Below are 15196 nucleotides of genomic sequence, written 5' to 3'. Positions count from 1 at the left end.
AGAGTACTAACAATCTCCTTTCTGTATTATATTTTAATAATCTTTATATAGTGATTGAAGTTCAGTTTAAAAATGTATAGTTTAATTTTGTACTCTTATTGTTTACAAAAATAATAAAATTATTATATAGATTTATATGTGAAGATAAAAATTAAAAATTTAAATTTTGAAAAGAAATATTCAGAAAAATAATATGAAAAGATAATATCATTGCAATTGTATATTGGAAGTATTTTGAGTTGATTATAAAAGTATAAAAAATACATAATTACTATTAAAATAAATTTTTAATAGTAATTATGTAAGAATAATAAAAGACAATAATAGTGTAATAATTTCAAAAAACGTCAAAAATATGTATGTTAAAAATTTATTTACTTTAATGGGGTAAATACCTTGCTATATTTTTTATGGAAACAATATAAAATAGTAATAACTAAGAAAAAACAAAAAATAAATAGAATAAAGTTCTAAAAACAAAATTAAAATTTTTTTTATATTCACTTTAAAATTTCAAAATAATAAAAATATGTAAAAAAAATATAATAAACATTTAAATTTAATTTAAAATTTTCATTATTAAGAAATTTATTACTAAAGAAAGATGTTATTTATAAAATAGAATATGGGGTTAAGAACGCTACAGATAAAGAATAAATATTTTGATAATTTCATTAAAAAGTTAGATAAAAAAATAACAAAAAATCATTATTTTTTTGAAAAATGTGTTGCATCATCGACAATTTTCGAGTACAATAACATTGCAATTCAAAATAACTAATTAATCAAATTAGTCAAAAAATTATTCAAAAATCTTTTACAGAAATGGAGAGAAATTAATGTCACAAGAAAACAAAAGAAGTATGGGCTTAAAAGAAGCTATCTCAATTGTTGTAGGGGTAGTTATCGGTTCAGGTGTGTTCTTTAAAGCATCTGTAGTTTTTAAAGAAGCTGGATCACCATTGTTAGGTATCTTAGCATGGTTAATTGCTGGTCTTATAACTATTTGTGCAGGATTAACTGTTGCAGAAATAGCATCAGCAATACCAAAAGAAGGTGGGCTTTACGCTTATTTAACAGAATTATATGGCGACGTTGTTGGATTCTTGTATGGATGGGTTCAAGTTGTTATATATTTCCCAGCAGTAATTGCAGCTAGCGCAATTGTTTTAGCAGAAACTGCATCACCATTATTAGGTGGATTAAGCGCAACACAACAAAAATTATTAGCAGTTGGTTTAATAATTTTTATGGCATTAGTACATATGGTGTCAACTAAGTTAGTAGGTAAAGTTCAAGTTATAGCAACAGTTGGAAAACTTTTACCATTAGCAGCTATTATAATATTTGGTATTATCAACGGTAAAAGTGGAGAACTTTCTACAATTTCATTTAACGGATTTACAGCAGGCGGATTTGGAGCTGCGTTAATAGGATGTTTATGGGCTTATGATGGTTGGATAAGTGTTGGTACTTTAGCTGGTGAAATAAAAGAGCCAGAAAAGAACTTACCAAAAGCTATAATTGGCGGATTGACAATAGTTATGGCTGTGTACGTACTATTTAGTGTTGGTATAATAAAAACATTACCGATGGATCAGGTTATAGGTTCAAGTGCAGTTGCAGCTGATACAGCATCAGTGTTATTTGGTTCAATTGGTGGAGTTATTATTTCACTTGGTATGTTGATTTCTGTTTTTGGAGCTCTAAATGGAAACATGATGGCTGGATCAAGAATGCCAGTAGCTATGGCTAAAGAAAGAAAATTACCAGCTAGTGCTGTTTTAGAACAAATTAATCCTAAATTTGGTACTCCAATAAATTCAATAATATTACTAAGTGTAATAGCATTAGTATATGTTGCAAGTGGATCATTCCAAGCATTAACTGATATGATAGTATTCGTATTATGGGTATTCTTCGTAATGGGAGTATTTGGAGTATTCTTAGTAAGAAAGAGAAAAATGAATGCAAGTTACAAAGTGCCTTTATTCCCAATAATACCATTAGTAGGTATAATTGGAGGTATATATATAGTAATAAGCTGTTTAACATCAAGCTTTACTAACGCTGTTGTAGGAACAGTTTTAACATTAGTAGGATTACCAGTATTCTTATACTTAAAGAAAAAGAATACAAAAGAAACAGGTTCTGGAAAGAATGTTGCTTAATTATAGATTGTAAATAACAAGGTTGTTTTTAACTTAAAAAGGTTGAGACAACCTTTTTTTATTTAAACAGTTCTGTAAAATCTTTAAGTGATTTAATATAAAGTATATATTAAATCACTTAGTTTATAATAAATAATTAGTTAGAGAAAGATATATTGTTATATAGGGTTCCAAGTTGACTTTTAAAATTATCCATTCCAAAACTTGGATACCTAAAATAGTGAGACATGCTCAGAATCACTTAGAATTTAACACTGCATCTTGTATGAAAATATTTTAAGGTTATTGAATAAAGTTAAGTTGGAGCTTGTTTCCCTATAGAACAAGCAAGTATTATTATAATATTAAGGGCATTAAATATAGGGTTTTAAACATAAAATTTAATTTTAGAGTTATTTGTATAGGGAATGCAAAATATATTTAATTAAAAAGTCTTATAAAAATAAATGTTATGTTTAGCTTACTTGAACAAATTTTGTTAAAATAAAAAATTGGTATATGCTACAAAGGCTATATGTATGCATATATAAAATAAAACCAGTTGCTAGGGTTAAAGACGTTAAAAAATATTTTTCTTTGAAAGAATGGCATATAGAGGCTTAGTGTATATGATAAAATATATAATGTGTTTCAAAATAAAAAGTGCTTAAATTTATTAAAATTTAAGCACTTTTTATTATATTCTCCTATTAAGTAGGGTTTTTAGGTGGATCCACTGGTGGATTTACTGGTGGATCCACTGGATCTACAGGTGGGTCTACTGGATCTACAGGTGGATCTACAGGATCCACTGGTGGTTTTGTTTCGCCACCACCCTCACCGGGGTTCGTATTTCCATTTCCATTATTATTGCCATTATTGTTTCCTGGGTTGTTAGTCTCAGGTTTATTTTCCTTGTCCTTGTCCTTATCTTTATCTTTATCTTTATCCTTGTCCTTGTCTTTATCTGTAGTTTTGTCAGTTTCTTTTTCTGCATCAGGTTTAGGTGTATCATCTGGTATAATATTTAAATCTGGACCAGAAAGTGTACTTCCATCAAAATCTTTTAAAGGTAAGCCAGAATGGATCTCATCCATATAATCTTTCCAAATGGATTTCGATACTTGTCCACCTTTATATATAGTTTGAGGAATATCAGCTCCGACATAAACAACAGTAGTGTAGTAAGGAGTATAACCACAAAACCAAGCATCTTTATCATCATCTGTAGTTCCTGTTTTACCAGCTGATGGCATACCATTTTTTAAAGATGCTCCATAACCTGTACCGTGAGGTTTAGATATAACACCTTTTAATATACTGGTCATTTCTTTGGTAGCGTCTTCTGAGTATATCTCTATTTGTGAATGAGAATTTTTATACAAAACTTCATTTTCATAGTTCTCTATTTTTTCAAGACATGTAGTCTCAATATATTGACCATTTCTAGCTAGTGTTGAGTATGCTCCAGCCATTTCTACAGCTGTTGTACCTTTAGTAAAACCTCCTATAGAAACTATAGGTGTTGTATCTGACGGCATTATATACTTAAATTTCATATTATGAAGATAAGATAATGCTGTATCTACACCTATTTCATTAACTAGATTAAAAGGTATAGTATTTATGGAAATTTCAGTTGCATATCTAAGATTTACATATCCTTTATAACCACTGTAAGCATTAGCAGGACCATTTGATATTGCCTTATCTTCTAAAGTACTATTAGCAGTATATCCACGTTCAAAAGCAGGAGTGTATGCCACAAGTGGCTTAATTGTTGAACCGGGCTGTCTAGGAGCTAAGTAAGCTCTATTAAATGTATTATCAACTCCATCCTGACTTCTACCACCTACAATTGCAACTACATTTCCAGTTGTATTATCTATTGTAACAGCAGATCCTTGCATTGAATAAAGTCCTGTATCTGGATCAATGCCATAATAACCAGATAAGTTATTATCTAAACTATTTTGTAATAGTTCTTGTTTTCCAGGGTCTAATGAAGTGTAAATTTTATATCCACCTTTTCTTATTGAAGCATTAAGCTCCATATATAACTTATCATAATTATCAAAATAAGATGTTCTATCATTATCATCCTTAAAACTTGTCCTAAATTTAAAACCTGATTTAGCCATAAGTTGTTCGATAGTACAATTTAGTGCATAAGTTATCGTATAACCCTCTGGTTCATAATTCTCATGTTCTTTAACATTAAGATTAATCTCTTCGGATTTAGCACTATCATGTTCGTCTTGATTAATTGTTTTTGCTTTTAACATTTTATCAAGTATAAGGTTTCTTCTCTCAAGAGTGTTTTCTATATTTGATAAAGGATCAAACATAGTAGGGTTATTAGGTATAGCTGCTAAAAAACAAAGTTCACTTAAATCTAAATCTTTAGATGGTTTGTTAAAATAATAATTAGATGCGGATTCGATACCATAATTCCCATTACCAAAATATATATTATTGATATAGAACTCAATAATTTGTTCTTTGCTATATTTCTCTTCAAGTTTACGAGAAATTATTATCTCTTGAAACTTTCTTTTAAAAGTTTGCTCGTGAGAGAGAACTGTAGTTTTAACAAGTTGTTGAGTTATAGTAGATCCACCTTGTGTTATTTCTCCTTTGTTTTTTACAAGTTCTAATCCAGCACGAAATAATGCTTTAAAGTCAACACCATTATGTTTCCAAAATCTAGGATCTTCTATAGAAATAAAGGCGTTAACGATATTTGGCTGTATGTTTTTGTAATCTAAATATGAGTAATCATATTGAGCTAATTCTCGGATTACTTGTCCGTCTTTATCATAAATTACCGTAGGCATTTTGCTTAAAAATGTTTGATATGATACAGAGTTAGCTTTTTCTACAGAATCATTATAAAAGTTTTTTAGATTTTTATAATTAAAAGCTAAAACAAGCATTCCTACAAGAGTAATAACTAATAAAAATATAAAAAAACCCTTTAAAATCCCCTTACTTTTGGATTTTTTGCGACGAGTTTTCTTTTTTTGTTTATCTGTTGTTTTTTCTTTCATATTGGGCTCCTTTCATAAAGAAGTTTTAATATTATCTTAATATAACATATTTCCATAAAAAGTAATCAAGATAATATAATAATAATAAATATTATTAAAAAATATTACTAAAATTTAACAAATATTTTATTTATGAGCAATAAAACAAAGATAAGTTATATTTTAATAAATTTTTTAATTAATTTAAAAGTGCATAGTGGAAAACCCTTAAATGGATTATACTTCAATTTTTATTAATATGCAAAGTAGTTATTAACATATTATTTAATTGTATAATTTCAAGTTTATAAATTATAAGGCTAATCCATATAAAATTGTAAATTGAACACTTTTACTTAATTATTACTATAAAATTGCATCTGTTAATAATTATATTTATTTAACACTCAAAGCTACAAAAAATGTACAATAACTTCAAAATTTATTTATTGTAACAGAATTATTAACATATGGTCTAGGTTATAATTTAACTTAAAAAATTATTAATTCTAAAACTTAGATAACAAAACAGTGATGTAAGCTCGCAAGCATCTAAACCTAAGACTAAATTTAGAATGAAGATATTTTTAAGTTTTTGAATAAATTTAAATTCGAGCTTATTTTACTATATAGGGTTCCAAGTTGACTTTTAAAATTATCCATTCCAAAACTTGGATACCTAAAATAGTGAGACATGCTCCGAATCATTTAGAATTCAATGCTGAATTTTGTACGAAAATATTTTAAGGTTATTGAATAAATTTAAATTGGAGCTTGTTTCCCTATATTATTGTAACGAAATTAATTAAATAATAAAAACATAATAAAATTTTTTTATTATTTATATTAAAATTTATACAAATAATAACATATACAACAAACCTTTAATATTATACAATGGATATTGAAAAAAATACAACAATATTTTGATTAATATCCATTGTATAATTATATATAGGGTTAATAAAAAGTTATGAAATATAGAAAAAATATTCTAAATTCATAACTTTAACATGAAAATTATAGTTATATTAATATTAAGAAATATATATTAAAGTTCGTTTCTAATAATTTCACCATTTATCATTACAAATTTAACTTTATTTCTTAAATCAAAAGGATGACCATTATAAATAACTATATCGGCATCTTTATTTTTTTCTATAGAACCAACCCTATGAGATATATCTAAAGTTTTTGCTGGATTTATAGTTATAGAGCGTAAGGCTTCCTCATCGTCCATACCTTCTCTAGCAGCTAAAGCGGCACAAATAGGTAGATATTGAAGAGGTATAACTGGATGATCTGTCATAATTGATATCTTTATTCCAGCATGGTTTAATAAAGTTGGAGTTTTAAATGTTAAATTTTGAAGTTCTACTTTTGATCTATCAGATAAAGTTGGACCAACTATTATACCTTTTAAATTCTCATTTTTTAAATAATCCACAATCAAATGACCTTCAGTGCAATGTTCTAAAGATAAATCTAAATCAAATTCTTTTGCAATTCTAATTGCTGATAATATATCATCTGCTCTATGGGCATGAGCTTTAAGAGGAAGTTCGCCTTTTATTACCTTGGCCAATGCTTCCATTTTCATATCAAATTCGGGAGCTTTTTCAATGCCTTCTATAGCTTTTTTTTGTTTTTCAACATAAATTTCAGCTTTTTTAAAATTTTCTCTAAGAATTGATGCAGTACCCATTCTCGTTGAAGGGGATTTCTTTTGATTTCCATAGACTCTTTTTGGATTTTCACCAAAAGCAATTTTCATAGCAGAACACTCTTTAATAACCATATCATCTATTGTTTTTCCGTAGGTTTTCATTATTGTAAATTGTCCCCCTATAACATTAGCACTACCAGGACCAGTTGAAACGGTAGTAATACCTGAGCATAAAGCTTCCTCAAAACATTTATCTAAAGGATTTATACCATCTATTGCTCTAAGTTGAGGTGTTACTGGATCAGTAGCTTCATTACCGTCAGCACCTTCAAATCCAATGCCATTTTCCCACATACCTACATGACAATGTGCATCAATTAACCCTGGCATTAAAAAACCACCTTTAGCATCAATTACCAATGAATTTTCAGGAATTGGTAAATTATAACCTAAATCCTGTATCTTATAATCTTTAATAATAATCATTCCATTTTCTAAAATTAAGTCAGTCATAGTATGAATACTAGCATTTATAATAACTATCATATTAACAATACCCCCAATAAAATTATATTAATTATTTTTAACCATTTTTGTGAAATAACCTTTAGGGATTAAACCTTTTCTTATTCCTTCAGTTACAACTAAATATGTTGCAGCTGTGTCAAATCTAGCATCATGGTAATTTCCACTACCATCAAATAATTCATTAGCTTTATTTTTTATTATTGTCGAATTAAGACCTAAAAAATTAACAACTTCCTCAAGTTTTGGATTTTTAATTCCACCTTTACCATTAGAACATTTACATATGTTTTTATAATAGTTCATAGTACAGAATGTATTTTTAGGTTTATAATTTATTTCACAAAACTCTAATTCATGAGTTATAAACTTAATATCAAAGTTTACATTGTGACCTATTAATATATCTGCATTTAAAAAGTCATCTGAAATTTCTTCAAATTGATCTTCAAAATATAAGCCATTACTTAATTTATATAAATCTTCTTCAGAAAATCCATGTATTTCTTTAGCTGATGGTTCCACATATTCCACAGCAAAGAAAAAATTTTTACCGTAAGTTTTTTGTGGTTTTACATCAGTATCTACAATTATATAAGAAAGTTCACATATGTTTCCAGGCGATATCCCTGTAGTTTCTGTATCAAAAAAAATCATTTTCATTAAAAAAAAATCCTCCTAAAATAAGATTTGTTTAAGTGTAATCATTAGTTAATTTCATATTTTATAAATAAAGTTTAAACTAAAGATACTATATTATATAATAATGTATATTAGAAAAAATGACTAGTAATTATCTTAAGATTTTTAAATATATATTTAATATGGGGTTTGTATGTAATATTTTTAAGGGGGTTATGTTAAAATTTATACAATCACACATATTCAGATAGTTATTTATATTGCAAATTGTAGAAAATAGTGTATTATATAGTATAAATAATACTATTGTTAAATTGTGCAATAAATTTAATTTGTATTATTTTAGGGGGGAGTGTAAAAAAATATGAATTTGAATTGGATTTGGATTGGGTTAACAATCGTTGTAATAGCTATTGACTATTTAAGTAGTGACTTCACTTATTCATGGTTAATTTTAGGCTTTATACCAGCATTTTTAATAGGATTTATAGTAGATTTTGAAATTCAACTTCTAATAGCCATAATATTAGGTGGAATTTCAATAGTAATAGGTCTTAAAATTTCTCGAAAATATATAAAAAAGACCTTTAAAAAAGAGTCTTTGACGATGGGTAAATATATTGGAAAAGTTTTTGTAGCGGAAGAAGATATATTTAAAGAAAAACAAGTGAAAGTTAATGGAATATATTGGAATGTGAAGAATGTAGGAACTCATATATTAAAAGGAGAAATTTTTAAAGTTATATCTGTAGATGGAAATAAATTAATTATAAAAAAGGGAGATGAATAATTTATGGCTATTATAGGAGTAATAGTTGTACTTTTATTGATTGTAGGTATAATACTTTCAACAATAAAAGTAGTAAACACAGGTTATGTTTATGTTTTAGAAAGGTTTGGACAGTTTTATAAGATTTTAGAACCGGGATGGCATATTACTATACCATTTGCTGACTTTGTAAGAAAGAAAATTTCAATGAAACAACAAATATTAGACATACCACCACAAAATGTTATAACAAAGGATAATGTAAAAATTTCTGTAGATAATGTAATATTTTATCATGTTTTAAATGCTAAGGATGCTGTTTATAATATTGAAGATTTCACATCAGGAATTATGTACTCAACAATTACTAATATGAGAAATATTATAGGTGATATGAGTTTAGATGAAGTTTTAGCAGGAAGAGATACTATAAACTCAAAGCTTTTAACAATAGTTGACACTATAACAGATGCATATGGTATAAAAGTACTTTCTGTAGAAATAAAAAACATAGTTCCACCTCAGGAAATACAAAATGCAATGGAAAAACAAATGAAAGCAGAAAGAGATAAAAGAGCAGCTATACTTACAGCAGAAGGACAAAGAGAAAGTTCTATAGCTAAGGCAGAAGGAGATAAGCGTTCAAAAATACTTCAAGCAGAAGCAGAGAAGGAAGCGAATATAAGACATGCAGAAGGACTTAGAGAATCTCAACTCTTAGAAGCAGAGGGTAAATCCAGTGCAATAGAGATTATAGCTAAGGCGGAAGCAGAGGCTATTCAAAGAGTAAATAAGGCAATAATTGAATCTGGCACAAATGAAGCTGTTATAGCCTTAAAACAAGTTGAAGCTCTTAAGGAATTATCAAAGAATCCAGCAAATAAAATGATATTACCAGTTGATTCTTTAAATTCTTTAGGAAGCATTGCTGCAATAGCAGAAACATTAAATATGTCAAAAGATATGAAAAATCATTAAAGACTAAAATATAAAGAGGTATGTGATTGAGTTCACATGCCTTTTTTATATAAATATAGTATGATTTGGAATTCTAAAAGATGATAACTAAAATTATAAAAAAATTGATGGTAGAATATCTTTTTAATTATACTATAATTAAAAAAATTATGAGAGGTGTTTTTATGAAGGAAATTAAATTTTTAGATATAGAAAAAATTAAGGTAGGCCATTGTGAAAATCATAAAGGTGGAACTGGTTGTACTGTGGTTTTATGTGAAGAAGGAGCTACTGGTGGTGTTGCTGTAAGAGGAGGAGCTCCAGGAACTAGGGAAACAGATCTTTTAAATCCTACGGAGATGATCGAAAAAATACATGCTGTAGTGTTATCTGGTGGAAGTGCTTTCGGTTTAGATGCATCCTGTGGAGTGATGGAATATTTAGAAAGTAAAAATATAGGATTTGACGTTGGTGTTACTAAAGTACCAATAGTATGTAGTGCTGTACTTTTTGATTTAACAATAGGTGATAGTAAAATTAGGCCAGATAAAAAAATGGGTTATGAGGCATGTGTATTTAGTGAAACTAATACAAGAGACTTAAATGGAAATGTAGGAGCTGGATGTGGAGCTACAATAGGGAAGGTGTTAGGTCCGAATTTTTCAATGAAAAGCGGTCTTGGATCTTATGCTATACAAATTGGAGATTTGAAAATAGGGGCAATGGTTGCTGTAAATGCTTTTGGAGATGTTATAGATCCGTCAACAGGAGAAATATTAGCAGGAGTATTAGATTATAAAAAATTAAACTTTTTAAATACAGAGGATGTATTAATAAAAGAATATGAAAATAAAAATAATAGGTTTAATGGTAATACAACTATAGGTTTAATTGTAACAAATGCTATATTAAGTAAAAGTGAAACTAACAAAATTGCATCAATTGCACATAATGGTTTTGCAAAAACCATATATCCTGTTCATACAATGTATGATGGAGATACAATATTTGCAATGGCTACTAATATAGTAAAAGCAGATGTAAGCACCGTTGGAATGTTAGCATCTAAAGTTATGGAAAAGGCAGTGATTAATGCCATAGAAAATGCAGAAAGTAGTTATGGATTACTAAGCAGAAATGAATTTTTGAAAAAGAAAAATTTATAAATATATTATATTAATAAAGAGCACTAAAATTTTAGTGCTCTTTCAGATTTATCTTGATTTTTTTATTTTTTTCATTGATATTATTATAGGTGTTACAATCACCGCTGCTACAATAGCTTCAGGTATACCATTAGTTGCACCTATTGTTAAGCAAGCAAGTCCTACAGCTTTATTGCTTGTAAGTCCCCAAATGCTAGATAGTTTATCTGCATAAATTAAGTATCCAAGACCTAAGACACCGATAGTATTAATCATAGAAGCTAAAAAAGCAGTTATTGTAAGTTTAAAAGTATCTTTTTTAGTTTTAAATACTTTATAGATGTAATAACTTCCAACGCCAATTAGTATTCTTGGAATTAATGCTATTATAGGGTTTAAAAACATAAAAGAAGTTAATGTTGGTGCTGTTATTGCTTGGAACATACTAAAAAGTCCAAAGATTAACCCTATAAGTCCACCAACTAAAGGTCCCTCTAAAATTCCACCGATTATTACTGGTAAATGTAGTATTGTAGCATTCATAGCTGGAAGTGGTATAAATCCTAGTTTTGTTACTCCTAAGAATATAGAAACTCCAGACAGCATTCCTACAATAGCCATTTGTCTAACTGTAAGTTTAGACTTCTTTGACTTTGTGTTTTTAAAAGTTGACTCCATTACAAATCCTCCCATTCTTATTCCTTTTAGGATATAATTTGGTGTTATGCACATATATGTGCCACAATGAAAGTAAATATTACTACATTGTTCAGTTTCAATTTGAATACTGACAATTGTATTTTATAACATTTCACAATAAAAAATCAATATAAAATGGAGAATTAAGAATTTTCTTTAGACATTTTGTTAAATTTAAACGTATTTGAAATAATATTTTCTATAGTATATAGGTATAGATTAATTATATATTTATTACTTAAATTCATATTAAGTTTTATAAATATAAAAAAGACATTAAAGCATAATCACTTGAATGTCTTTAAAAATCTAGTATATATTTATTTGTTTATCTTATCTAAAGCTATTTCTTTTGCAAAGTCATATGAAGCTGTGTTTTCTATGTAAATTCTGTGCCATATTAAGAATACAAGAATAGTCCATATTTTTCTGCTTCTATCGAAAGGTCCTTTTCTATGGTCTTCGATTAAGTCAAGTACAGCTTTTTTGTTTATAAATTCAGCATTACTTTGTTTTACTATATTTACAGCCCAATCATAAAGCTCTTTTTTAAGCCATACACGAATTGGTACCGGATATCCAAGTTTTTTTCTATCTATAGCTCCAAGCATTGGAAGTTGTGATTTATAAGCTTCTCTTAGCATATATTTAGTTACGTTGCCATTAATTTTTTCTTCAAGATTTAATTTAGAAGCAACTTTTAAAACCTCTGTATCTAAGAATGGAACTCTTAATTCTAAAGAGTGAGCCATACTCATTCTATCAGCTTTAACTAATATATCACCTGTAAGCCAAGTATTGAAATCAACATATTGCATTTGTGTAACTTCATCATAATTCTTTATTTTATCATATATTGGTTTCATAGTTTTAGCATAAGTAAAATCACTATTATAATTTTTTAAAATTGAAGCTTTTTCTTCGTCTAAAAAGATTTTAGCATTTCCAACATAACGTTCAGAAAGTGGAGTACAACCTCTATCTAAGAAGCTTTTTCCTTTCATTCCTTCAGGCATTTTGTTTGAAATAGCTTTTAACATAGATTTTACTGGCTTTGGAACATTTTTAAAACCTTGAAGTGATAATGGCTCATGATATATAGTGTATCCACCAAACACCTCGTCTGCCCCTTCTCCAGATAAAACAACAGTTACATGTTTACGAGCTTCTTGTGAAATAAAATAAAGAGGAATTGCTGCAGGGTCAGCTACAGGTTCATCCATATGCCAAATGATTTTAGGAATTTCATTTGCAAATTCTTCAGCAGAAATAATTCTACTTATATTTTCTACTCCTAATTTATCAGCAGTTTCTTTAGCTAAGTCTATTTCTGTGTAGCCTTCTCTATCAAATCCAATAGTAAAAGATTTAATGTTTGGATCTATTTTGCTAGCAAGTGCAGTAACAACTGTAGAGTCTATACCACCAGATAAAAATGTAGCAACAGGAACATCTGCATTCATATGAAGCTCTACTGATTTTTCAACAACATTTCGTATTTCTTTCATTCGGTCATCTTTAGGCATAGAAATAGGATTGAATTGCAAGCTATAATATTGATTTATTTCACATTTTTTGCCTAGTTCTTTTTTTATTGTATGACCTGGTTTTAACAGTTTTACATCTTTAAGCATAGTATTTGGTTCAGGTACAAATTGAAATGTTAAATAGTCATGAATAGCCTTAGTATCTAAATCCTTATAAGTTGTTTCAGGATTGGCAAAAAAGCTTTTTAGTTCGGATGCAACATATAGTCCATTTTCATTTTCAATATAGTAAAAAGGTTTTATACCAAATGGATCTCTAATTCCGAAAAATACCTGTTTTACTTTATCCCAAATTATTATAGAAAACATACCTCTAAGTTTTTTTACAAAACTTTCGCCTTCGTGTTTATATAAAGTAGCTATTACTTCGATTTCTGAATCAGTTGTAAAGTTATAGCCTTCTTTTATTAAATCTTCTCTTAGTTCTCTATAGTTATAAACCTCGCCATTAAAAATTAATTCATACTCATCGTTTCCATAGCTATAAGGTTGTTTTCCGTTTTCTAAATCTAGTATACTAAGTCTTCTAAATCCTAAGTATACATGTTCATCAAAATATTCTCCATCTTGAGTTGGTCCCCTATGAATAATTGCTTCAGACATTGGACTAAGTTTAGCCTTGTTGTCAAGAGTCATAGGATTATTACTAAAAAATGTTACAAATCCACACATGTTAAGTCCTCCTTAGTGGAAAATTTTATAAAAATTCTTAATTCTTATTTTTACATTTTATATTAAGAAAAAAAGTTGGTCAATATATAACCAATTAAAAGATTAACAACATACTAAAAGTTATATTGCAAAATATAATCTTAAGTTCAAAATGTAAATTAGTTAAAGGTTAGCTTATTTAATATTATAAAGCGTAAGCTAATAATTACCTTCATAAAAATAACAAGCTTTATAAGCTATAATTTTTAACTTTAATAAATAGAAAGTCTTATATTAACAAATAGTTTTAAATTTAGCTTGCCCATTTCATTATTAAATTTATGTAAATAAAAATTAAATAGGTAAATAGGTTAATTGCTGTAAAAATATAGCAATTTTTATAGTTATTAAATCCAAATCTTATTTTATAAATTTTATCCTATTAAAGTATACCATAAAATCTCAAATAAGAATAAGATTTATTTTATAAATTTAATAATTAATATAAACATAAGTTATAAAAGGATGTTAAAGTCTAAAATATATTATAAATATAATTTTAGACTGATGAAATAATGTATAAGTTAGTTGGAATGTGTTTAAAAATGTAAAAAAAAATTATGTTTTATACAGAAATTTTATAAAATTGTTGTTATTATTATTATAATGTCTAAAAAATAAGAAAAATAAAGGAATAAAATATTGGAAAAACAAGGAAAAATATGAGAATATATATATTGTAGAGAATGTAAAAATACATTTAGGAGGAATATAATATGGATATATCAAAAGGTATAGGAAAAAGCATAACCTTCTATTATTGTGGAAATGATCACATGCTTATAAATATGTATAAATACATAAAAAACAATATGGAAAAAAATGTATTTGTATATTTAAATGTTGAAGATAAGACATTTAAGCTTTTAAATGAATTTCTAAATGACACAGAAAAAACTATGGTTAAAAATGATAATATGAAAAACATAGTTTTTGAAGGGGAAAAAAATGTTTTAGAAGATTTTTTGAAAAGATATAAAGATGAAAAAATAAACTGTGGATTCTCTGACGTTATATTAATAATAGATGCAAAGTATATAATAGAAAATAGTAGTAAAAATTTATTCATTAAATTTATAGAAAATTTGTATGATGTGATACAATATATGCCAATTACAGTTTTAGTATTATATGATTTTGAAGATTATATACAAGAAAGAAAGATTATAGATAAAGAAATTATAAAAGTATCTTATGAAAAACATTCACATAGAATGTTTGTAAATGACATAATACCTATGAAAGAATTTATAACTAAAAAAAGCTTGGCTTAACTTATAGGGTTCCAAATTAAATCTTAAACTTATTCATTTATCAAATGAGAAAATTCAAATTAATGTTTTATCAATAACT

At 27.2% G+C, this 15196-nt stretch carries 10 protein-coding genes; 5 read left to right on the top strand and 5 right to left on the bottom strand.

Annotated features, from left to right (window positions below; all coding sequences use genetic code 11):
* The first annotated feature begins 839 nt into the window (after nucleotides 1–839).
* The gene (locus tag AZI32_RS03405; protein WP_061994500.1) at nucleotides 840–2171 is read left to right on the top strand and encodes an amino acid permease; all 1332 of its coding nucleotides are present in this window, start codon (nucleotides 840–842) and stop codon (nucleotides 2169–2171) included.
* 689 nt (nucleotides 2172–2860) lie between these two features.
* Here the strand turns inward: AZI32_RS03405 and AZI32_RS03400 are convergent.
* From AZI32_RS03400 to AZI32_RS03390, 3 genes are all read right to left on the bottom strand, one after another.
* Entirely contained in the window at nucleotides 2861–5200 is a 2340-nt protein-coding gene (locus AZI32_RS03400; RefSeq protein ID WP_061994499.1) for a transglycosylase domain-containing protein, read from the bottom strand.
* 1030 nt (nucleotides 5201–6230) lie between these two features.
* On the bottom strand, nucleotides 6231–7394 hold the full coding sequence (locus tag AZI32_RS03395; protein ID WP_061994498.1) for an amidohydrolase: 1164 nt from the start codon (nucleotides 7392–7394) through the stop codon (nucleotides 6231–6233).
* A 27-nt stretch (nucleotides 7395–7421) separates the two neighbouring features.
* Complete coding sequence (locus AZI32_RS03390; protein ID WP_061994497.1) at nucleotides 7422–8036, bottom strand: 3'-5' exonuclease; 615 nt, start codon at nucleotides 8034–8036, stop codon at nucleotides 7422–7424.
* Between the two features lie 343 nt (nucleotides 8037–8379).
* Between AZI32_RS03390 and AZI32_RS03385 the strand changes: the two genes are divergently transcribed.
* The 3 genes from AZI32_RS03385 to AZI32_RS03375 all read left to right on the top strand — a co-directional run bounded on the left by AZI32_RS03385 (nucleotide 8380) and on the right by AZI32_RS03375 (nucleotide 10907).
* On the top strand, nucleotides 8380–8805 hold the full coding sequence (locus tag AZI32_RS03385; RefSeq protein ID WP_061994496.1) for an NfeD family protein: 426 nt from the start codon (nucleotides 8380–8382) through the stop codon (nucleotides 8803–8805).
* Between the two features lie 3 nt (nucleotides 8806–8808).
* Nucleotides 8809–9762 carry an SPFH domain-containing protein gene (locus AZI32_RS03380; RefSeq protein WP_061994495.1) on the top strand — a complete coding sequence of 318 codons (954 nt, stop codon included), beginning with the start codon at nucleotides 8809–8811 and terminating at the stop codon, nucleotides 9760–9762.
* 164 nt (nucleotides 9763–9926) lie between these two features.
* Entirely contained in the window at nucleotides 9927–10907 is a 981-nt protein-coding gene (locus AZI32_RS03375) for a P1 family peptidase (RefSeq protein WP_061994561.1), read from the top strand.
* A gap of 48 nt (nucleotides 10908–10955) precedes the next feature.
* On the opposite strand, the gene AZI32_RS03370 is transcribed toward AZI32_RS03375, so the two are convergent.
* Nucleotides 10956–11564 carry an ECF transporter S component gene (locus tag AZI32_RS03370; RefSeq protein ID WP_061994494.1) on the bottom strand — a complete coding sequence of 203 codons (609 nt, stop codon included), beginning with the start codon at nucleotides 11562–11564 and terminating at the stop codon, nucleotides 10956–10958.
* A 341-nt stretch (nucleotides 11565–11905) separates the two neighbouring features.
* A complete protein-coding gene (asnB, locus tag AZI32_RS03365) occupies nucleotides 11906–13804 on the bottom strand; it encodes an asparagine synthase (glutamine-hydrolyzing) (RefSeq protein ID WP_061994493.1) in 1899 nt (632 codons plus the stop codon).
* Nucleotides 13805–14559: 755 nt separating this feature from the next.
* Between asnB and AZI32_RS03360 the strand changes: the two genes are divergently transcribed.
* Nucleotides 14560–15117, top strand: a complete 558-nt coding sequence (locus tag AZI32_RS03360; RefSeq protein WP_061994492.1) for an MEDS domain-containing protein — start codon at nucleotides 14560–14562, stop codon at nucleotides 15115–15117.
* Nucleotides 15118–15196: the final 79 nt, after the last annotated feature.

The sequence above is a fragment of the Clostridium sp. ATCC 25772 genome (assembly GCF_001573875.1).
In the GTDB taxonomy this organism is placed as follows: Bacteria; Bacillota; Clostridia; order Clostridiales; family Clostridiaceae; genus Clostridium_J; species Clostridium_J senegalense.
The sequence above is the reverse complement of the archived record's forward strand: the minus strand, read 5'-3'. Positions and strand labels throughout refer to the sequence as shown.